At 71.4% G+C, this 20,191-nt stretch carries 18 protein-coding genes and 3 tRNA genes; 9 read left to right on the top strand and 12 right to left on the bottom strand.

The window, feature by feature from the left end; genetic code table 11:
- Positions 1-118: 118 nt before the first annotated feature.
- On the top strand, positions 119-1,447 hold the full coding sequence (locus tag OG302_RS22085; protein WP_371528345.1) for a hypothetical protein: 1,329 nt from the start codon (positions 119-121) through the stop codon (positions 1,445-1,447).
- Here OG302_RS22085 and OG302_RS22080 read toward each other — a convergent pair.
- The 8 genes from OG302_RS22080 to purS form a co-directional block, all read right to left on the bottom strand.
- Positions 1,413-2,228 (bottom strand): META domain-containing protein, encoded by an 816-nt coding sequence (locus tag OG302_RS22080; RefSeq protein ID WP_371528344.1) that lies wholly within the window; start codon positions 2,226-2,228, stop codon positions 1,413-1,415. The genes OG302_RS22085 and OG302_RS22080 overlap by 35 nt on opposite strands.
- Positions 2,229-2,336: 108 nt before the next feature.
- Entirely contained in the window at positions 2,337-3,131 is a 795-nt protein-coding gene (locus OG302_RS22075; protein ID WP_371528343.1) for a sterol carrier family protein, read from the bottom strand.
- A 9-nt stretch (positions 3,132-3,140) separates the two neighbouring features.
- Complete coding sequence (locus tag OG302_RS22070) at positions 3,141-3,779, bottom strand: TetR/AcrR family transcriptional regulator (RefSeq protein WP_371528342.1); 639 nt, start codon at positions 3,777-3,779, stop codon at positions 3,141-3,143.
- A gap of 5 nt (positions 3,780-3,784) precedes the next feature.
- The gene (locus OG302_RS22065) at positions 3,785-4,624 is read right to left on the bottom strand and encodes a M23 family metallopeptidase (RefSeq protein WP_371528341.1); all 840 of its coding nucleotides are present in this window, start codon (positions 4,622-4,624) and stop codon (positions 3,785-3,787) included.
- Between the two features lie 24 nt (positions 4,625-4,648).
- On the bottom strand, positions 4,649-5,155 hold the full coding sequence (locus OG302_RS22060; RefSeq protein WP_361828673.1) for a helix-turn-helix domain-containing protein: 507 nt from the start codon (positions 5,153-5,155) through the stop codon (positions 4,649-4,651).
- A gap of 105 nt (positions 5,156-5,260) precedes the next feature.
- Entirely contained in the window at positions 5,261-7,510 is a 2,250-nt protein-coding gene (purL, locus tag OG302_RS22055; RefSeq protein WP_371528340.1) for a phosphoribosylformylglycinamidine synthase subunit PurL, read from the bottom strand.
- Positions 7,510-8,190, bottom strand: coding sequence for a phosphoribosylformylglycinamidine synthase subunit PurQ (purQ, locus tag OG302_RS22050; RefSeq protein ID WP_371528339.1), 681 nt, complete (start codon positions 8,188-8,190; stop codon positions 7,510-7,512). The genes purL and purQ overlap by 1 nt, the downstream gene beginning before the upstream one ends.
- The gene (gene purS / locus OG302_RS22045; protein WP_135332092.1) at positions 8,187-8,438 is read right to left on the bottom strand and encodes a phosphoribosylformylglycinamidine synthase subunit PurS; all 252 of its coding nucleotides are present in this window, start codon (positions 8,436-8,438) and stop codon (positions 8,187-8,189) included. Before purS ends, purQ begins: the two co-directional genes overlap by 4 nt.
- A 344-nt stretch (positions 8,439-8,782) precedes the next feature.
- Between purS and OG302_RS22040 the strand changes: the two genes are divergently transcribed.
- From OG302_RS22040 to OG302_RS22005, 8 genes are all read left to right on the top strand, one after another.
- Entirely contained in the window at positions 8,783-9,100 is a 318-nt protein-coding gene (locus OG302_RS22040) for an Lsr2 family protein (RefSeq protein ID WP_344522189.1), read from the top strand.
- A gap of 124 nt (positions 9,101-9,224) precedes the next feature.
- A tRNA-Gly gene (locus OG302_RS22035) sits at positions 9,225-9,296 on the top strand.
- Positions 9,297-9,375: 79 nt separating this feature from the next.
- Positions 9,376-9,451, top strand: a tRNA-Gly gene (locus OG302_RS22030).
- Between the two features lie 133 nt (positions 9,452-9,584).
- Positions 9,585-10,538, top strand: coding sequence for an ABC transporter ATP-binding protein (locus tag OG302_RS22025; RefSeq protein WP_371528338.1), 954 nt, complete (start codon positions 9,585-9,587; stop codon positions 10,536-10,538).
- Positions 10,535-11,329, top strand: coding sequence for an ABC transporter permease (locus tag OG302_RS22020; RefSeq protein ID WP_371528337.1), 795 nt, complete (start codon positions 10,535-10,537; stop codon positions 11,327-11,329). The genes OG302_RS22025 and OG302_RS22020 overlap by 4 nt, the downstream gene beginning before the upstream one ends.
- A 58-nt stretch (positions 11,330-11,387) precedes the next feature.
- On the top strand, positions 11,388-12,689 hold the full coding sequence (locus tag OG302_RS22015; RefSeq protein WP_371528336.1) for a sensor histidine kinase: 1,302 nt from the start codon (positions 11,388-11,390) through the stop codon (positions 12,687-12,689).
- Positions 12,686-13,294 carry a response regulator gene (locus OG302_RS22010; RefSeq protein WP_371528335.1) on the top strand — a complete coding sequence of 203 codons (609 nt, stop codon included), beginning with the start codon at positions 12,686-12,688 and terminating at the stop codon, positions 13,292-13,294. The genes OG302_RS22015 and OG302_RS22010 overlap by 4 nt, the downstream gene beginning before the upstream one ends.
- A gap of 23 nt (positions 13,295-13,317) precedes the next feature.
- Positions 13,318-13,393 (top strand) — tRNA-Gly (locus OG302_RS22005).
- 50 nt (positions 13,394-13,443) lie between these two features.
- On the opposite strand, the gene OG302_RS22000 is transcribed toward OG302_RS22005, so the two are convergent.
- The 4 genes from OG302_RS22000 to purD all read right to left on the bottom strand — a co-directional run bounded on the left by OG302_RS22000 (position 13,444) and on the right by purD (position 19,839).
- Positions 13,444-14,340 carry a phosphoribosylaminoimidazolesuccinocarboxamide synthase gene (locus OG302_RS22000; protein ID WP_371528334.1) on the bottom strand — a complete coding sequence of 299 codons (897 nt, stop codon included), beginning with the start codon at positions 14,338-14,340 and terminating at the stop codon, positions 13,444-13,446.
- Between the two features lie 85 nt (positions 14,341-14,425).
- Positions 14,426-15,919, bottom strand: coding sequence for a N,N-dimethylformamidase beta subunit family domain-containing protein (locus OG302_RS21995; RefSeq protein WP_371528333.1), 1,494 nt, complete (start codon positions 15,917-15,919; stop codon positions 14,426-14,428).
- A 356-nt stretch (positions 15,920-16,275) separates the two neighbouring features.
- Entirely contained in the window at positions 16,276-18,147 is a 1,872-nt protein-coding gene (locus OG302_RS21990) for a hypothetical protein (RefSeq protein WP_371528332.1), read from the bottom strand.
- A 438-nt stretch (positions 18,148-18,585) separates the two neighbouring features.
- Entirely contained in the window at positions 18,586-19,839 is a 1,254-nt protein-coding gene (gene purD / locus OG302_RS21985; RefSeq protein ID WP_371750194.1) for a phosphoribosylamine--glycine ligase, read from the bottom strand.
- Between the last annotated feature and the right edge of the window lie 352 nt (positions 19,840-20,191).

The following is a 20,191-nucleotide window of genomic DNA, read 5'->3' as shown; positions in this document are numbered from 1 at the left end:
AGCGCGGCCTAAGAAGCCTTCCCAGGGGTTCGCGCGGGCCGAAGTGATCGCTAGCGTGCCTGGCGCGCACCCGAGTTGATCATCAGGCCCGCGCGCACTCCCACCCGGAAGGTCCCCCATGAAACCGTCCCCGCGCCTCTGCCTCGTACCGGCCGCGGTGGCCGCCGCAGCCGCCGCCCTGACCGCCGTTTCCGCCGCGCCCGCGCCCGCCGCCGACGAGCCGGAGCGGCGCGTACAGGTCGCCATGGTGAACTTCACGGACAGCCGGATCCCGGACGCGGGCACGCTCGAAACGGCCCTGAAGGACAACTACTTCGGCGGCAGCGGCTCCCTCACCTCGTACTACAACGAGGTCACCGGAGGCGCGACCACCTTCAAGGCCGCCGAGGGCGACGGCGTCACCGGGCCCGTGGACATCGATCTCGCGGCCACCGGCTGCGACACCGGCAAGATCAACGACCTGACGCGGAAGGCGCTCGCCGCGGAGGGCGTCCCCGAGGACAGCTACGACCACCTGTCGCTCGTCTTCCCCTCGGAGAGGGCGGGCTGCGACTGGCTCGCGCTCGGCACCGTCGGCGGCGGCACCACCTGGATGCCCGTCGGCGCCGACGGCAAGATGTCGATGACGGCCCTGGTCCACGAGTTCGGCCACAACTTCGGCTACAGCCACCACATGCGGCTGCGTTGCCCTGACGGCGACCTCGGCGAGGGCTGCGAGGAGGACGGCACCAGCCACAAGACCCCGATGGGCGGCGGCGGTTGGGAGGCCGGCCTCACCTCGCCCGAGCTGCTGCACAACAAGTGGCTCACGGGCGGCGAGGTCGCGAAGGTCGGCACATCCGGCACGTACGACCTGCGTCCGCTGTACGGGAGCGGCGGCGGGGTCCGTGCGCTCGACATCCCGCTGGGCGACGACCGCCTGGTCGTGGAGCTGCGGCACGAGTCCGGCACCGTCGACGGCGGGATCCAGGGCGTGCACGCCTACCGGGTGCCGGGCAAGGACTACGCGAAGTCGGCGTTCATCGACCCGACGCCGGACGCCGACGGGGACGACAGCGACGCACCGGCCGACGTGGACGCCCTCAAGGCGGGCACGACGCTCACGGACGAGGCACGGAAGGTCGAGGTCAAGGTCGTGAAGGCCGGGGCCGACGCGGCGACGGTGCGGGTGAGCCTGGACGGGGTGGCGGCGCCCTCCAAGGCGGCCGAGCCCGCGAAGGACACGCAAGGCGCGACCACCGAGGACGAACCCGAGGAAGCCCCCAACGCGGCGCGCCCCGCCGGTGGTTCCACCGAACTGGCCGAGACCGGCGGCGACTCGGACACCACGCTCGCCTACTCGGTCGGCGGCGGCCTGCTGCTCGCCTTCGGCGGCGCGTTCCTGCTGAAGTCCCGCACCCGCCGCGTCGCCCCTACTTCCCCTTCGGGTCGGCGGCGTTCGCGCTGACGACCGTGCCGTCGGCGGCGGTGAGCGAGAGCCCGCCGTGGCTCAGCTCGTAGCTCACCTTGCCGTCGAACAGCTTGAGCAGCTTCTTCTCGGTGTCGCCCGCGGCTCCCTCGCACATCATCCGGGTGCTCCGCGGGGCGCCCAGGGTGATGGTCCCGTCCTTCACCTCGGCCTTGGCCGTGACGTTGTTGCAGCCGAGGTTGCCGCGGACCGTGCCGTCCTTGCCGAAGGTCAGATGGGCCTTGCCCTCGACCTCCTTCGGCAGGGACGCCGAGACCTTGCCGTCGCCGACGGCGTTCACGTTCCACTTGGTGCCCGTCAGCGGGGCGTCCGGCTCCGAGGTGAGGGCCACGCTGTCTCCCTTGCCCGTGGTGAGCGTCAGCTTGTCGCCGTCCACCGCGGCCTTCAGGTCGCCGTTGCCGAGGGCCTGCTTGAAGGTGTTCTCGAAGTCCTGTGCGTCCCGCTTCGCGCAGGCCCTCTTGGTGGAGACGGCGTTCTCGAAGCCGACGGTGTCGCCGTCCACCGACGCGTCGGCCGTGAAGCCGTTGCATCCGTAGTTGCCCTCGGCCTTGCCCTTGTCGTTGATCTCGACGTGGGCGTCGGCCGGGGCCTGCTGTTTCTTGCCGTTCACCGTGAGGCTCTCGACGCTCCAGTGGACGCCGGTGATGGCCGGTCGGGACCCGACGGACCCGCTGCCCGAGCCGGTCTCGGTGCCGCACGCGGTGAGCATGCCCGCGGCGGCCAGGGCCATGACGGTCGGAGTCAGTCGTTGCGTCTGCATGGCGGTGTGACGGAGGAAGTGGCGGATCTGGTTCCCTTCCCCCGGCCGAAACGGCCCTCCGGCCCGCCGAGACGGACCCCGCGAGACGGGGCCGCCGAGATCGACCGGCTAGCTCATCACCGGCAGCAGCTCCGCCAGGTCGGCCCGCTCCCCGCTCGCACTGACCCTCGCCGCGTCGAGCGCCGTCTTCCAGTCCGTGCGCCCGGTCGCGAGGCGGATCCAGGTCAGCGGGTCGGTCTCGACGACGTTCGGCGGGGTGCCTCGGGTGTGCCGGGGGCCCTGCACGCACTGGACCACGGCGAACGGCGGGATCCTGACCTCGACGGCGCCGCCGGGCGCCTTCACCGCGAGGGCGTCGGCGAGCAGCCGGGTGCAGGCGGCCAGGGCCTGACGGTCGTACGGGATGCCCAGATCAGGCACCGCGTCGTTCAGGTCGTCGGTGTGGACGATGAGTTCGACGGTGCGGGTGACCAGGAAGTCGTCGAGGGTCATCGCGCCGAACCGGGTCGGCATCAGCCGCCCCTGCGTGATGTCGGGCAGCGCTGCCTCGAAGCCGGCGAGCGTCTGTGTGTACAGCGCGTCCAGGTCCTCCTGCGCGGCGGACGCCCGCGCCGCCTCGTCGACCTGCGCCGCGGCCGACGCGGTGGCGAACGGCCATTCCAGCAGGGCCACTTCGCGTGCCGGGGGCTCCGGCATGGCCAGGAACCGGGTGGCGCCGCCGAGCGCCGTCATGAGGTGTGCGGCCAGCTCGCGGACGGTCCAGCCGCCGAGCCGGGTCGGCAGGTCGAGCTGCGCGGGCTCCAGGGCGGCGACCGCTTCCCGTACGTTCCCGAACTGGGCGAGCACGGCGGTGCGGATCTTGGCGGGGTCGTACGCACGCGTGCGCTTCTTGGCCGGAGGCATGGGCCGAGCCTAATTCTTCCCGGGGTACCCCTGGAGACCCTTTTCCACCTGGCCGAAGACCCGCTCGGTGGCCTCCGCGCAGTCCTTGGCGATCTCGTCGAGCGGGTCGCCGAGGAGGGTGCGCTGGTGGTTGTCGACGATGAGCGCGTTCCGGGCGCCGATCAGCTGGGAGGCGGCGACCCGCGCGAGGAGCATGTCGCCCGTCTCCTCGGCGAGGGCGTCCGCGAGGAGCTGGACGCTGCGCATGTGGAAGATCACCATGCGGTGCGCGAGGGTCGGGGTCTCGCTGATGAGCTGGCGCACCTTGAGGGCACGCGGGTCGCCGCTGAGGCCGATCGACGGATCGCGCCCGGCGATCTGCGCCAGGAACTGCCCGCGCATCGCGGCGACCGCGGACTCGCCGGGCCGCCGCTCGCGCACCGCGCGGGCCGGGTCGCCGACGTGCTCCTCCATGGGGCTGACGATCGCGCCTTCCTTGGTGCCGAAGTAGTTGAAGACGGTCATCTTCGACACCTCGGCCGCCTCGGCGATCTCCGCCACGGAGACATGATCGAAGCCCCGCTCGGAGCAGAGGTCCACCGCGACCCGCCAGATCCGCGACGCGGTCTGCTTCTTCTTGCGCGCGCGCAGCCCCAGCTCCTCAGTCATGCAGGTCACGGTACCGGGGTGGCCTCTTCCCGCACCGTGAACGTCTCACCGTTGGCGGGCACCCCGATGCCCCGCCAGCGGAACGCCACACCGCGCGCGGTGTCCAGGTCGGGGCCGTCCATGAGCTGGAAGTGCACGTGGGGTTCGGTGGAGTTGCCGGAGTTGCCGCAGCGGGCGAGGATCTGCCCGTCCGCCACCTTGTCCCCCGTGCGGACGGCGAGCGAGCCGCGCTGGACGTGCGCGTACATGGCGTACGTCCCCTCACCGAGGTCGAGGACGATGTGGTTGCCGACGACGCGGCGGGTTCCGCCGATGGTCCGGCCGACGCCCTCGATCAGCCAGAAGTACAGGACCCCGGCCAGGGAGCTGCGGCTGAGGTGGTCGCGCTGGCCGTCCTCGGCGTGCACGACGGTGGCGTCGGCCACCGCGTGCAGCGGCGCCCCGAAGGCGGGGTAGGCCTGGTTGCGGTGGGCGACGGGCCAGAACCACACCGGGGCCGGGCGCTTCGGCCCTTCCTCCGGCTCGGCCGCGATGTCGATGGCGTAGGTCTGCCCGAGGTGGTGCGTGCCGTGGCTCGGCACCTTGTCGGCGGGGCTGTTGATGGCGGACCAGCGGCCGGCGACCGGCGCCGCGACCTCGACCGGGGCCGGGGGCTGCGCCGCTATCGCGTGCCGGGCGGAGCGGGAGGCCACCAGGCTGATGGCGATCGCGCCGAGCGCGGGCAGCCAGCTCAGCCAGTAGTTGTAGGGCAGGTCCACGAAGAACCCGACGGTGACCTGGACGAAGAAGACCACCCACAGCCCATGCTGGACGAGCGCGACAGCCTTGCGTCGGTCTACGGACATGACTTCCCCCTGGTACATAGCAGTTCAGGTCACGGGGCGCGCGGCCGTGAGCACCACGAGCAGCGGCACCACCCGTCCGGCAGGAACCTCGTACCGGCCGCGCTCCGTGGTGTGCAGCCAGCCCGCGCCGGTCAGTTGGCGCAGGTGGTGGTAGATCTGGCCCGTCGTGCCGACGTCGTCGAGCGCGGCGAGATCGGCGGCGGTGCGCAGACCGCCGAGGATCTCCCGCAGCAGCCGCAGCCGCACGGGATGGCCGAGCGCGGCGAACGACTCCGCCGTCTCCGCCCAGTCGCCCTCGAACACCGTCTCGGTGAGCAGCCCGTACTGCCACTCGTAGCGATGCCCCGTCGGCACGCGCACCGAGCCGGTGAACATGACGGCGCCGTCCGCGTCGTCGGACACCGGGTGCCGTGCCTTCAGCGCGTCGAGGGCCCAGAAGTCACCCTCTCCCACGGCGGGCGCGGCCGGGCCCGCGCTCTCCAGCTCCGCCATGCGCCGTTCGAGCTCGGCGACGCGCTCTTCCAGATCCATGAGTGGGAGATTACGTAATTACGTAATCTCGTGCAAGTCGGTGGCCGGAAACGCCGAAGCCCCCGCCCGGACCTGGTCCGGGCGGGGGCTGTCGGAGGGGGTCGATCAGGCGAAGAGCCCCGGCAGGGTCCCCTCGTGCGCCTCGCGGATCTCGGCCAGCGTCAGCGTGAACTCGCCCTGGAGCTCCACGGCGTCACCGTCGACCACACCGATCCGCGTCGCGGGAAGCCCGCGCGCCCCGCACATGTCGGTGAAGCGCAGCTCCTCGGAGCGGGGAACGGACACGACCGCGCGCCCCGCCGACTCGCTGAACAGGAGGGTGAACGCGTCGAGTCCGTCCGGGACGACCAGGCGCGCGCCCTTCCCGCCGCGGAGGCAGGACTCGGCGACGGCCTGCGCGAGGCCGCCGTCCGAGAGGTCGTGCGCGGCGTCGATCATGCCGTCGCGCGAGCCCGAGATCAGGATCTCGGCGAGCAGCCGCTCGCGCTCCAGGTCCACCTTCGGGGGAAGCCCGCCGAGGTGGTCGTGGACGACCTGCGACCAGGCCGAGCCGCCGAACTCCTCGGTGGTGTCACCGAGGAGGTAGAGGAGCTGGCCCTCTTCGGCGAACGCCATCGGCGTGCGGCGCGCGACGTCGTCGATCACACCGAGGACGGAGACGACGGGCGTCGGGTGGATCGCCGCCTCACCCGTCTGGTTGTAGAGCGAGACGTTGCCGCCGGTCACCGGGGTGCCCAGGATCTGGCAGGCGTCGGCGAGACCGCGGGTGGTCTCGGCGAACTGCCACATCACGTCCGGGTCCTCGGGCGAACCGAAGTTCAGGCAGTCCGAGACGGCGAGCGGCCGGGCGCCGGTCGCGGCGACGTTGCGGTACGCCTCCGACAGGGCCAGCTGCGCGCCCGCGTACGGGTCGAGCTTCGAGTAGCGGCCGTTGCCGTCGTTGGCGAGGGCGACACCGAGGCCGGTCTCCTCGTCGATGCGGACCATGCCGGAGTCCTCGGGCTGCGCGAGCACCGTGTTGCCCTGCACGAAACGGTCGTACTGATCCGTCACCCACGCCTTGGAGGCCTGGTTCGGCGACGCGACGACCGCGAGCACCTGGTCGCGCAGTTCCTTCGGACTCGCCGGACGCGCAAGCTTGTTGGCGTCGTCCGCCTGGAGGGCGTCCTGCCACTTCGGCCGGGCGTAGGGGCGCTCGTAGACCGGGCCGTCGTGGGCGACGGTGCGCGGGTCGAGGTCGACGATCTTCTCGCCGTGCCAGAAGATCTCAAGCCGGTCGCCGTCCGTCACTTCACCGACGACGGTGGCGATGACGTCCCACTTCTCGCAGATCGCGAGGAAGCGCTCGACCTTCTCGGGCTCGACGACCGCGCACATGCGCTCCTGCGACTCACTCATGAGGATTTCCTCGGGAGTGAGCGTGGAGTCGCGCAGCGGTACGTCGTCGAGCTCGACGCGCATGCCGCCGGAGCCGTTGGACGCCAGCTCGGAGGTCGCGCAGGAGAGGCCGGCCGCGCCCAGGTCCTGGATGCCGACGACCAGCTTCTCGGCGAAGGCCTCCAGGGTGCACTCGATGAGGAGCTTCTCCTGGAAGGGGTCACCGACCTGGACCGCCGGACGCTTCGACGGCTTCGTGTCGTCGAAGGTCTCACTCGCCAGGATCGACGCGCCGCCGATGCCGTCACCGCCGGTACGGGCCCCGTAGAGGATGACCTTGTTGCCGGGGCCGGAGGCCTTGGCGAGGTGGATGTCCTCGTGCCGCATGACGCCGATGGCACCGGCGTTGACCAGCGGGTTGCCCTGGTAGCAGGCGTCGAAGACGAGCTCGCCGCCGACGTTCGGCAGGCCAAGGCAGTTGCCGTAGCCGCCGATGCCCGCGACGACACCCGGAAGGACACGCTTCGTGTCGGGGTGGTCGGCGGCGCCCATCCGCAGCGGGTCCACGACCGCGACCGGGCGCGCGCCCATCGCGATGATGTCGCGGACGATGCCGCCGACACCGGTGGCCGCGCCCTGGTAGGGCTCGACGTACGAGGGGTGGTTGTGCGACTCGACCTTGAAGGTGACCGCGTAGCCGTTGCCGACGTCGACGACACCGGCGTTCTCACCGATGCCGACGAGCATCGCGTCGTTCTCGGGGGCCTTCTCGCCGAACTGGCGCAGGTGGACCTTGCTGCTCTTGTACGAGCAGTGCTCGGACCACATGACGGAGTACATGGCGAGCTCGGCGCCGGTCGGACGGCGGCCCAGGATCTCGCGTACGCGCGCGTACTCGTCTTCCTTCAGGCCCAGTTCGGCCCAGGGCAGCTTGACGTCGGGCGTCTCCGCCGCGTGCTTGACGGTGTCCAGAGTCATCAGGCGTTGACCAGCTTCTTCAGGATCGAGGTGAAGAATCCGAGGCCGTCGGTGCGGCCGGTCCCGACCAGCGGCTCCACGGCGTGCTCGGGGTGCGGCATGAGGCCGACGACATTGCCCGCCTCGTTGGTGATGCCGGCGATGTCACGGAGCGAGCCGTTGGGGTTGCCCTCCAGATACCGGAAGGCGACGCGGCCCTCGGCCTCCAGCATGTCCAGGGTCCGCTCGTCGGCCGTGTACTGGCCGTCGATGTTCTTGAGCGGGATCCGGATCTCCTGGCCCGCCGTGTAGTCGGCGGTCCAGGCGGTCCGGTCCGTCTCCACCCGCAGCTTCTGCTCGCGGCAGATGAAGTGCAGGTGGTTGTTGCGCAGCATCGCGCCGGGCAGCAGGTGCGACTCGGTGAGCACCTGGAAGCCGTTGCAGATGCCGAGGACCGGCATGCCCGCCTTCGCCTGCTCGATGACCGACTCCATGACGGGCGAAAACCGCGAAATGGCCCCGGCCCGCAGATAGTCGCCGTACGAGAATCCGCCGGGCAGCACCACGGCGTCGACCTGCTTCAGGTCCTTGTCCCGGTGCCAGAGCGGCACGGCTTCGGCGCCTGCGACGCGGACGGCACGCTGGGTGTCGCGGTCGTCGAGGGTTCCGGGGAAAGTGACGACTCCGATTCGGGCAGTCACTTCTCTTCCTCCACCTTTACGAAGAAGTCCTCGATCACGGTGTTGGCGAGGAAGGTTTCCGCCATCTCGTGGATACGGGCGAGGGCCGCGTCATCGACGGGCCCGTCCACCTCGAGTTCGAAGCGCTTTCCCTGACGTACGTCGGCGATCCCCTTGAATCCGAGGCGCGGCAGTGCACGCTGCACCGCCTGGCCCTGGGGGTCGAGGATCTCCGGCTTGAGCATGACGTCGACTACGACGCGTGCCACTGGCACTCCCGGTGTGTGGTGCTGGCTGAGCGGTCCCTTCAGACTACCCGCACAAAAATTCTACTCGCGTAGATTCGTAGAAACCTACGTGAGGACGGTCACGTTCCGACTCATACTCGTGTATCGAACGGGGCACCTTCGCGAAAAATCCAGGAAAAGATCACGCATCGCCATTGCGTCCGGACACGCGGGCGGATTTAGTCGGGCTTCACAATGCATTGCCGGGCACTGTACAAAGGAAATGGCATTAGCCGATGCTTTGCACATAACAGTGCCCATAACAGCCGGACAGTCGGCATCACCGCACGTCAACGCGGTAGAGCCGCACGAAGGGACCGATATTCGTGGCGCAGCGTGTCGTGGTCACTCTCTCTGACGACATCGACGGCGGGGATGCGGCGGAGACGATCGCCTTCGGTCTTGACGGCAAGTCGTACGAGATCGACCTCAATCAAACCAATGCCAAGAAACTGCGCAAGGCACTTGCCCCGTACCTGGACGCGGCCCGCAAGCAGTCGAAGTCCGGCAAGGCCTTCAAGCACACGACGGTGGCGGCGAACCCCGCGGCCGTCCGCGCCTGGGCCCGCTCGCACCAGATGGACGTGCCACCCCGCGGCCGCATCCCCAAGAAGGTCTACGAGGCCTTCGAGGCAGCCAACTGACCTGGGCGGACGGCCCGCCAGGAGGGCCCCTCGGCAACCGACTTGACCTGCACCCCCGCCGGTCGGCTAGAGTTTGGACCACGCCGAGGGGCAAGGCCGAAAGGCCCGAACCTCACGGAGTCTTGCGGGTGTAGTTCAGTAGTAGAACATCCCCCTTCCAGGGGGAAGGCGCAGTGTGCAATTCCTGTCACCCGCTCTGCAGCGCTTACCGACCACTCTTTCGAGTGCGGTAGGCTGGTGCTCGCGCCGATCAGTGAGAGCTGGTCGGAGGCAATGCGAACGTAGCTCAGTTGGTAGAGCGCAACCTTGCCAAGGTTGAGGTCGCGAGTTCGAACCTCGTCGTTCGCTCCATCTGAGAAGGCCCCGGTCATCGCGACCGGGGCCTTCTTCGTGTGTCACCCCGCCGTCCCCTTCTGACATTTGTCATGCGAGCCGGTGACAGCGCGCACTGCTCCGGCGCTCGCGGCCGGGGGACGCTTTTCCCATGACTGACCAAGTGATCGACGTGACCGATCTGCGGCGCGTGTACGGGGGCGGTTTCGAGGCGGTCCGGGGAGTCTCGTTCTCCGTCGGACGAGGTGAGCTCTTCGCGCTGCTCGGGACCAACGGCGCCGGAAAGACCTCCACCGTCGAACTCCTCGAAGGGCTCGCCGCACCCGCCGGGGGGCGGGTGCGGGTGCTCGGGCACGATCCGTACGCCGAGCGGGGCGCCGTGCGCCACCGGATCGGGGTGATGCTCCAGGAAGGCGGCTTCCCCTCCGAGCTGACGGTCGCCGAGACCATCCGGATGTGGGCCGCCTGCACCAGCGGCGCCCGCCCCGCCGCCGAAGCCCTGGACATGGTGGGCCTCGGCAAACGGGCCGGCGTACGCGTGAAGATGCTCTCCGGCGGCGAGAAGCGGCGGCTCGACCTCGCCACCGCCCTCATCGGGCAGCCCGAGGTGCTCTTCCTCGACGAACCGACGACCGGGCTCGACGCCGAAGGGCGCCGCGAGACCTGGGAGTTGGTGCGGGCCCTGCGCGACAACGGCACGACAGTGCTGCTCACCACGCACTACCTCGAAGAGGCCGAGAACCTCGCCGACCGGCTCGCGATCCTGCACGAGGGCCGGATCGCGGCCGAAGGACGGGTCGCCGACGTGGTGGCCGAGCAGCCCTCGCAGGTCTCCTTCGAACTCCCGGCCGGGTACTTCGTCGGGGACCTGCCGCCGCTCAACGAGCTCGGGGTGAGCGACCACGAGATCGTCGGCGGACGGGTCCGGCTGCGTACGCACGAGTTGCAGCGGGCGGCAACGGGACTGCTGCTGTGGGCGCGGGACACGAACGTCGAGCTCGGCAGGCTCGACGTACGGGCCGCATCGCTGGAGGAGGCGTTCCTGCGTATCGCGCGGGACGCCGAGAGCGCGGCCGGCGCCGCGGAGAAGGAGACGGTGGCATGAGCGCGCTGACAGCGACCACGGAAGCGGTGTCGACTCCCGCCCGGCGGATGGCCGCGCTGGCGCGGGCCGAGCTGACGCTGCTCGGGCGCAGCAAGGGCACGCTGTTCGCGGCCCTGTTCGTGCCGGTCGTGATGCCGTTCAGCCTGCGCCAGGTCGCGGACGGCATGGACCTCAAGGGCGCCGGCCTCTCGGTCGGAGCCGTGGTGGTGCCCGGCGCCATCGGCTTCTCCCTGCTCTTCGCCGTCTACTCGGCACTGACCGCCGTCTACGCCGCCCGCCGCGAGGAGCTGGTGCTCAAGCGGCTGCGCACCGGTGAGCTGCGGGACCCGGAGATCCTCGCCGGGGCCGCCCTGCCGTCGGTCGCCATCGGAGTGGTCCAGGCCGTCGTCCTGGCGATCGGCTGTACCGTCCTGCTCGACGCGGGGGCGCCGAACGCGCCGCAGCTCGCCGTCATCGGAGTGCTGCTCGGCCTGGTGATGTTCAGCGCCCTCGGGGCGGTGACCGCGAGCCTCAGCAGGTCCGTGGAGTCGGCGCAGGTCATGGCCATGCCGCTGGCGTTCGGCTCGATGTTCGGGTCCGGTCTCTTCATCCCCTTCGAGGTCATGCCCGACAAGCTGGCCTCGGTCTGCGAACTCCTCCCGCTGAGTCCGGTGATCACGCTGGTGCGCGGCGGCTGGACCGGCGAGCTCTCCGGCGCCGACACCCTGGCCGCCCTGGCCACCGCGGTGGCCTGGACCGTGGTCTCGGTGTTTGCTGTACGCCGGTGGTTCCGCTGGGAGCCGCGGCGCTGAGGAAGTGGCATAAGCCGCGGAAGTGCGGAATCCGAGAACCCGAGAAGGGGGTCATGACGTGGTCGGCCGAATCCAGGGGCTGAAGCGCGGCTGGCACGAGCGGAGCAAGATCGAGAAGGTCGAGTTCCAGTCCATGGCCATGTGGCACGCCATGCCCTGGGTCTTCCTCGTCAGCTGGGGCTCGGTGCCCCTGCTCGTGGCCGTGCGGCACGGGCCCCTCCCGCTGGCCCTCGGCTGCTCGCTGCTCCTGACGGCCGTCCTGCAGTGCGTCCACGTCAACCGCACGATGCGCCGCTCGCTCGACCACTTCCTGAAGCGCGCGCAGCCTCCGCGCCGCGACCTCGCCGTGTCACTCGCGCTGATGGTCACGACGCTGGGCCTCGTCGTCGCCCTGCAGGCCGTGCGCGGGGTCGAGGCCGAGATGCTCACCCTCGCCACGATGTTCGCGGTGATGCCCTACGGACAGTCGCTGGCTTTCGCCGTACCGATCCGTACGTTCTTCATCCGGTTCGCCGTGATCGGGGCCGCCACCGTGGCGGCGTTCGCCGCGATCGGCGTGCACGACGGGCGGCTCGTGGGCACGGCCGTGGTGATCACCCTCGGCACACTGGTCTCCCTGCTCTCGTCGCGCTGCGGCGCCTGGACGCTCGCCGTGATGTGGGAGGCAGACCGGGCCCGCGAGGTCGAGGCGCGGCTCGCGGTGGCCGAGGAGCGGCTGCGGTTCGGGCGGGACCTGCACGACGTGATGGGGCGCAACCTCGCGGTCATCGCCCTGAAGAGCGAGCTGGCCGTGCAGCTGGCCAGGCGGGGGCGGCCCGAAGCCGTCGACCAGATGGTCGAGGTGCAGCGGATCGCCCAGGAGTCGCAGCGGGAGGTGCGGGAAGTGGTGCGGGGCTACCGGGAGGCCGACCTCGCGGTCGAACTCGCCGGTGCGCAGGGAGTTCTGGAGGCGGCCGGGATCGACTGCCGGGTCACCGGGTCGTCCGCGGGGCTCTCCGTCCCGGTGCAGTCCGCGTTGGGCTGGGTGGTGCGCGAGGCGACCACCAATGTGCTGCGGCACGGGGACGCGCGGCGGTGCGACATCACCCTGACGATCACCGATGAACGTACGTCCCTGGCCGTCGAGAACGACGGGGTGCCCGAGGCCGCGCCGGAGGGCAGGAAGGGTTCCGGCCTCGCCGGGCTCAGGGAGCGGCTCGCCGCGGTGGACGGGACGCTGGACCTCACCTCCGGCGAGGGGCGGTTCCGCCTCGTCGCGGAGGTGCCGCTGGCCCGCCCCCGGCAGGACGAGCGTGACCCGAACGAGAGTCGCCAGGGCGACCGTCACCACCAGGAAGAAGCCGAAAGGGTCACGCGATGAGCCTGCGTGTGCTGCTCGCCGACGACGAGCACCTCATCCGTGGCGCCCTCGCCGCGCTCCTCGCGCTGGAGGACGACCTCGTCGTGGTCGCCGAGGCCGCCACCGGACCCGAGGCCCTCGCCATGGCGCGGGCGCACCGGCCCGATGTGGCCGTGCTCGACCTGGAGATGCCGGGCGCCGACGGTGTGACGGTGGCCACATCTCTGCGTGATGAACTCCCGGACTGCCGCACCATGATCGTGACGAGTCATGGCAGACCGGGTCATCTCAAGCGGGCGCTCGCGGTGGGGGTACGGGGCTTCGTCCCGAAGACCGTGAGCGCGCAGCGCCTCGCCGAGATCATCCGCACCGTTCATGCCGGTAACCGCTATGTGGACCCGGAGTTGGCCGCCGACGCGATCTCCGCCGGGGACTCCCCGCTGACCGTCCGCGAGGCCGAGGTGCTCGAACTCGCCGCCGACGGTGCGCCCGTCGCGGAGATCGCCGAGCGGGCCGCGCTGTCCCAGGGAACGGTCCGGAACTACCTCTCGTCCGCCGCCACCAAGATCGGGGCCGAGAACCGGCATGCCGCGGTGCGTCTCGCACGCGAGCGAGGTTGGGTATAGTTGGGCTCGCGCTTCGGCGCAGCGCGGACGTAGCTCAGTTGGTAGAGCGCAACCTTGCCAAGGTTGAGGTCGCCAGTTCGAACCTGGTCGTCCGCTCCACGAAAAGAACCCCCGGTGCCTCTCGGCGCCGGGGGTTTCTTCGTGTTCCGCTACCAGGGAGTGCCGGTCAGGCGCTCGTACGCCTCGATGTACTTGGCGCGCGTGGCGTCCACCACGTCCTGCGGGAGCGGGGGCGGCGGCTGCTCGCTCTCGCGGTCCCAGCCGGAGGCCGGCGAGGTCAGCCAGTCGCGGACGAACTGCTTGTCGAACGACGGCTGGGCGCGGCCCCGCTGCCAGCTGTCGGCGGGCCAGAAGCGGGACGAGTCCGGGGTCAGCACCTCGTCGGCAATGACCAGCGTCTCCCCCTCGAAGCCGAACTCGAACTTCGTGTCGGCGAGGATCACGCCGCGCTCGCGGGCGATGTCACGGGCCCGGCCGTAGACCGCGAGGGTCGCCTGGCGGAGCTGGGCCGCCGTCTCGGCACCCACCTGACGGGCCACTTCCTCGTAACTCACGTTCTCGTCGTGCTCGCCGACCGCCGCCTTCGTGGCGGGCGTGAAGATCGGCGCGGGCAGCTCCGAGCCGTCGCTCAGGCCGTCGGGCAGCGCGAGGCCGCAGACGGTGCGCGAGTCGTTGTACTCGACCAGGCCGGAGCCCGTGAGATAGCCGCGGGCGACGCACTCGACCGGGACCATCTCCAGGGACTTGCAGACCGTGGTGCGGCCCTCCCACTCGGCGGGGGCGCCGGGCGGGACGTCGGTGGAGATGACGTGGTTCGGTACGAGATCGGCGAGCTGGTCGAACCACCACAGGGAGAGCTGCGTGAGGACCCTGCCCTTGTCAGGGATCTCCGTGGGCAGCACCCAGTCGTAGGCGGACATGCGGTCGCTCGCGACCATCACGAGGTCGCCCGCCTCGTTCTGGTACAGGTCGCGCACCTTGCCGGTGTGCACGTGCACCAGGCCCGGCACCTGAAGCGGCTCGGGCTTTTCTACGAATCCGGACACGGTTCCTCCCCGTGGTTATGACTGAATGCTGCTGATTCTCCCGCATGGGGAGGCGGCTCTCGGCCAGGGGGATGCCGGTGGGCACTCAGTCCCGTTTGCAGATGCGGTCCAGGAGGTTGGCCGTGGCCCGCTGGACCCGGGTGTCCACATGGCCGGGGCGGTCGAGCGCCGGGGACCAGGCGAAGGTGCCCGAGGCGAAGACCAGGGCGCCGGACGGGGCGCGGTAGAGGGATGACTCCTGGTGGCGTGTGACGCCGTCGGAGTCCTCGTACGGAGAGTGGGCGAGAAGGATGCGGCCCTGGTGCTCCGGCAGCGCGGTGCGCGGGAAATACCGGTCGGCCTCGCCCGCGACCAGGCCCGCGATCTCGTCCCCCTCGTGCGCGCCGGTCGCCTCCCACAACCAGTGGTCGGCGTTGCGCACGACGAGCGGGGCGGGCTCGGGGACCCGGCCCGCGTACTGGATGCCGAGGAGCTGCTGTTCGGCCTTGTCCTGCTCCCGCCAGAGGGCCGGTTTGCCGGGGCCGTGACGCTTGCGGCAGGTCAGCAGACGGTCCTCCACGCCGGACGGGGAAGGGCCCAACTCCACCTGCCAGTACATGGTGTTGGCGGAGAGGAAGACGAGGGACGTGCCGTGCGCGCGGGCCCGCTCCGTGGTACGGCGCATGTTCGACGACCAGTACTCGTCGTGGCCCGGGAAGACCAGGCCCCGGTAGCGGGTCGGATCGATGCGGCCGGCGTGCAGGTCGCGGGTGTCGGCGTACGCGAGGTCGTAGCCGTACCGCTCGGCCCAGCGGATGAAGTCGTAGGCGTGGCCGACGTGCAGGGGCAGGCCCGCGCCCGCGTACGGACGGTCGAAGGAGACCGTGTGGGCGGCCTCGCTCTCGCCCAGGAGGCGGCCCTTCTCGTCCCACGCGTGGTAGAGGCTCGCGCCCGTGCGGCCGTCCTCGGGATAGAGGTTGTACGCCTGCCAGGTGATGTCCGGCAGGAGGAGGAGCAAGTCGGCCCGGTGGTCGTCGCGGACCGTGAACGGGACGTGCGAGCGGTAGCCGTCGACCGTGGTGAGGACCGCCACGTACGCCCCGACGCTCCAGTAACTCGGGATCTGCAGCCGCCAGGAGAGCCACCAGTGGTGGCAGGAGACCGTGCGGTCGGCGGCGAGCGGGGGCGGCTGGACGATGCCGGAGAGACGCGGGCTCGTGCTGATCTTGCTGGCGCCGTCCCCGCCGTAGTGACCGATGCGGTAGATGTCGACGCTGAACTGCTGGGGCGGGTCCACCGTCACGTGGAAGTCGATCGCCTCGCCGGGTGCGGCGGCGCCGGTGGACGCGAAGCCCTTGATCTGGCCGTGCACGTCGTCGGCGGTGCGGGGGCCGTTCGTACGGGGGCGGTCGCGGGGCGCGGGGATGTTCCGTGCGCCGGGGGACGGGGCGTGGTCGATGTACCAGGGGACGACCTGGCCCGTGTCGTCGAAGTAGTGCTCGGGGCCTCGGAGCCAGGGCAGGGGCCCTTGCCCGAAGGGGTCGGTCACGGCATGCGCCAGGGCGCCCGATTCCCACCTGCGGATCTGCTCCGTCCCCATGTGTGTACCCCTCCCTGGCTGCTCCCCCGAGATTGCCCTGCGCTGTGCGGTGCGAGTCGCTGTGCGGTGCGGGTTGCTGTGTGTTGCGGGTTGTCGTGCTGTGCGGGTTGCTGCTGCTGGCATGTCCGGATCGACGGTCGATCCCAGCACATCACATTACGCACGCACTCCGTCACCGTTCGTCGCTAATCGACGAGAACGGAAGGAAGCGTTCCGGGGAGCGGGGCGTGGGGAGTGGAGTGAGGGCCTGGACGGGCGCGGGTTGTGCCGTGAGCCGTGCCGTGCCGTGAGCTGTGCCGTGCGCCGTGCGCCGTACGGCGGCCCGTGCCGTGCGCCGTGCCGCCGACGGCCTCGGCTCAGACCAGGCGGACCGGCTTCTCCGGGCGGACACCCAGGCGGGCGAGCCAGCCGCGCAGCGGGATGGGGTCGCCGTCCTCCACGAGGCTCAGGACGTGCGGCGTGAGGTCCGCCGCGCGCTCGCCGTCGACCAAGAGGGACGGGCCGTCCAGCCAGTCGAGACCGGGGGCGGCGCCCGCCGTGTCCACGGCCGCGCAGCAGACCAGTGCCGTGACGTGATCGGCCAGCAACTCCCGTCCCGTACGCGGCGGCTGGAGCGGGAACAGCGGCAGCATCCCGTCGTCCCAGAGCGCGTCGTCCGGGCCCTGTCCCGTGGGCGCGGGGCGGGGCGGGGCGGCGGCTTCCTCGCGGGCCATCTCCGCGGTGAGGCCTGCGGCCAGGAGACCGCCGGGGCCGTCGGTGGACTCCTCGCCGTCCATGGGGTCTTCGGCTTCGGTGAGGGCTTGGGCTTGGGCTTCGGTGAGGGCGGACGCGTCGATGCCCGTGGCTTCATCGGTGGCGGGGGTGGGGTGGGGGACCGGAGCAGGGCCGAGTCCATCGGCCCCATCGGCCCCATCGGCCCCATCGGCCCCATCGGCCGCCTCCGCCGCCTCCGCCGTGAGGTGGTCCAGTACGCGGCCCAGCGTCGGCCCCTTGGAACCGGCGGCCGTCGCGTCCGCGGAGTCGCTGACGCCCAGGGAGTCCAGGACGCGGTGGAGCCGGGCCGCGTCCATGCGCCACTTGCGGTCGACGACCTCGTCCGGATACTCCTGCCACGCCACCGGCGCCCAGTCCGGGCTCTGCTCGGCGGGCCCGCCGTGGAAGAGGCGGGCGGCGAGCAGCGAAGCCGCCTCGTCCACCGAGCCCGGCTCCTCCAGGAGGTCACAGGCGGGGCGCTCGCCCAGGCGGGACGTGAAGCCCTCGGCCAGGCGGTCCCTGCGGGAGAGCTCGGTGAGGGCGGAGACGACACCCGCGTCCAGGCGGGACGGCCAGCGGCCCATCCGCCAGGCGGGCAGCGCGACCTTGGTCAGGAGCCGGTCCCACCCGGCATACGCCAGGCCCACCTGCTCCTGGGCGACGATCCGCACCCCGTAGTCCACGGCCTGGGCGCGCTCGGCGGCGGCTGCCGCCACCCCGCGCTCCATCTCGCCCGCGTGCCCCCGGCAGCTCCGCAGGAGCAGCCGCGTCACCCAGCCGACACCGCCGAGGACCGCACGCACGAGCGGACCGCGTCCCGGGGCGGACGTGACCGCGACCGCGGCGTCGAGCCCGCGGATGAAGCGCCGGGCCGCGGCTATGTCGGGGTGCGCCGACGGTCCCGTGCCGGCCACGACCGGGGCGAGCACCGCGCGCAGCTCGCCGACCCGCATCCACCACAGGAACGGGGAGCCGATGACGAGCACCGGAGCGACCGGTGCCTGACGGCGCGGGGCGGGACGCCCGTCCCGTACGCCATTGCCCTCGTCCTTCGCCGACGGCCGACCGGAGGCCTCCGCGGGCGGGCCGTGCGCGGGGTGTGTGCGGTCCTCGAGCCAGCTGTCGCAGTCCGGGGTGAGCGCTATCGCCGAGGGCGCGGGCACGTCGAGCCGGTCCGCGAGGTCGCGCACCAGGCGATACAGATCGGGGGCCGAGCCCTCGGCGATCGGGACGGTCGGGCTGACGGCGGGCCTGGACCGCGCGACCACGAGCGCGACGCCAGCGGCGGCGAGCAGGACGAGGGCGGCGAAAGCCGTCACGACACCGCGCGCGACGTCCCAACTCCCGCCGGTCATATGGCCCGTGACTCCGCCCGCGATCAGCACGACGGCGACGGCCGCGGGCAGCAGTGCGACGGCCAGCGCCCTGCTGCGGATCCGCAGCACGGCGAGCGCCTGGGAACGTGCGGACTGCACGCCCACCTCCACACCCGAACCTGCCGTACCTGACACGACCGATGTCACCCCCTGCTGCCTGCGCCGCCTGCTGCCCGGCCGGGGGCCGGGACTACGGGCGGACGGCAGCCGCCGATGGATTTACTCACTCCCCCACTGTGGCACCCGCCACCGACATCGCAATGCCGGTGGTCTGTTTGGCTCTGGGCACCTGAACCGCTTGCGCCGCACCCTAGTTGGGGTGCCGGGCATCGTCAGCCGGATGGGCCAGCGGTCACTCGATGGAATGGCTTTGGGCAGAGGTGGATGACGATCAGGCCCCGGATCCAGTGTCGGATCCGGGGCCTGAAGGCGTCTTGCGGGCGTCGCGCGGGCGCCTGGCGGTCGTCTTGCGGGCGCCTGGCAGTGGGGTGCGCGGGTGACCTGCTCAGGTACCCCTGACGGTCTCGGTGACCTCGGTTACGCCTCCGAGGCCGCCTTCGCAGCGATGTCCGTACGGTGCTGGGAACCGTCGAGGCGGATGCGGGACAGCGCCTTGTAGGCGCGCTCGCGGGCCTCGGTCAGGTCCCTGCCGGTGGCCGTCACGGAGAGCACACGGCCGCCCGCGCTGACCACAGCGTCGCCGTCGCGCTTCGTCCCCGCGTGCAGGACGTACGCGTCCGGGGCATCCTGTGCCGCGACATCGCCCAGGCCCTCGATGGGGTCACCGGTGCGCGGGGTCTCCGGATAGTTGTGCGAGGCGATGACCACGGTGACCGCGGCGTCGTCGCTCCAGCGCAGCGGGGGCAGGTCGACGAGGGTGCCGTTCGCGGCGGCAAGCAGGACTCCGGCGAGCGGGGTCCTCAGGCGGGCGAGGACGACCTGCGTCTCGGGGTCGCCGAAGCGGGCGTTGAACTCGATGACGCGTACGCCGCGGCTGGTCATCGCCAGGCCCGCGTAGAGCAGCCCCGAGAACGGGGTACCCCGGCGGCGCAGCTCGTCGACCGTCGGCTGGAGCACACTCTGCATGACCTCGTCGACCAGCTTCGGGTCGGCCCAGGGCAGGGGCGAGTACGCGCCCATGCCGCCGGTGTTCGGCCCTTCGTCCCCGTCGAGCGCGCGCTTGAAGTCCTGCGCGGGCTGCAGCGGGACGACGGTGATGCCGTCCGTGATGGCGAAGAGGGAGACCTCGGGGCCGTCGAGGAACTCCTCGATGACGACGCGGTCGCAGGCCAGGGCGTGCGCGCGGGCGGCCTCGACGTCGTCGGTCACGACGACGCCCTTGCCGGCGGCGAGGCCGTCGTCCTTGACCACGTACGGAGCGCCGAAGGCGGCGAGGGCCTCGTCGATCTCTTCGGCGGCCGTGCAGACGTAGGACCGGGCGGTGGGCACCTGGGCGCCCGCCATCACGTCCTTGGCGAAGGCCTTGGAACCCTCCAGCTGGGCGGCCTCCCGGGAGGGCCCGAAGCAGGGGATCCCGGCGTCGCGCACGGCATCGGCGACTCCGGCGACGAGGGGCGCCTCCGGGCCCACGATCACCAGATCGGCGCCGAGGGTGGTGGCGAGGGCGGCCACCGCGCTGCCGTCGAGGGCGTCGACCTGGTGCAGCTCGGCCACGTCCGCGATGCCGGCGTTGCCGGGGGCGCAGTACAGGGCGGAGACGTCGGGGTCGAGGGACAGAGAGCGGCACAGGGCGTGTTCGCGGGCACCACTGCCGATGACAAGGACCTTCACGCCCGCCAGCCTAGCGGCCACGGCCCACACCTTCGTACGGCCACCCCACCGGTGCCCTTGCTCTGAGTTGTACGTTCCTCCAGCTAGGGGGGCTTCGCTGGCGCGGCTGCGGGGCGGGGCGGGGCGCTGGCTCGCTGCGGGGGGGGGCGGCTGCGGGGCCTGGCGCTGGCTCGCTGCGGCTGCGGGGGCGCGCCCTCGGCTTGCGGGCGCTGCGCCTTGGGCTGCGGGCCGTGCCCGGACCAGGCCGCCGCTTCGCGGCGAATCTCTCCCACCCACCCACCCGATTGCCCGGCGGTGCCGACCTGGGCGTAGGAGCTGGGGCGGGGCAGGGCCCGGCGGCCGCAGTGGCCCC

Origin of the sequence: Streptomyces sp. NBC_01283, assembly GCF_041435335.1 — a bacterium.
Classification (GTDB): Bacteria; Actinomycetota; Actinomycetes; order Streptomycetales; family Streptomycetaceae; genus Streptomyces.
The sequence above is the reverse complement of the archived record's forward strand: the minus strand, read 5'-3'. Positions and strand labels throughout refer to the sequence as shown.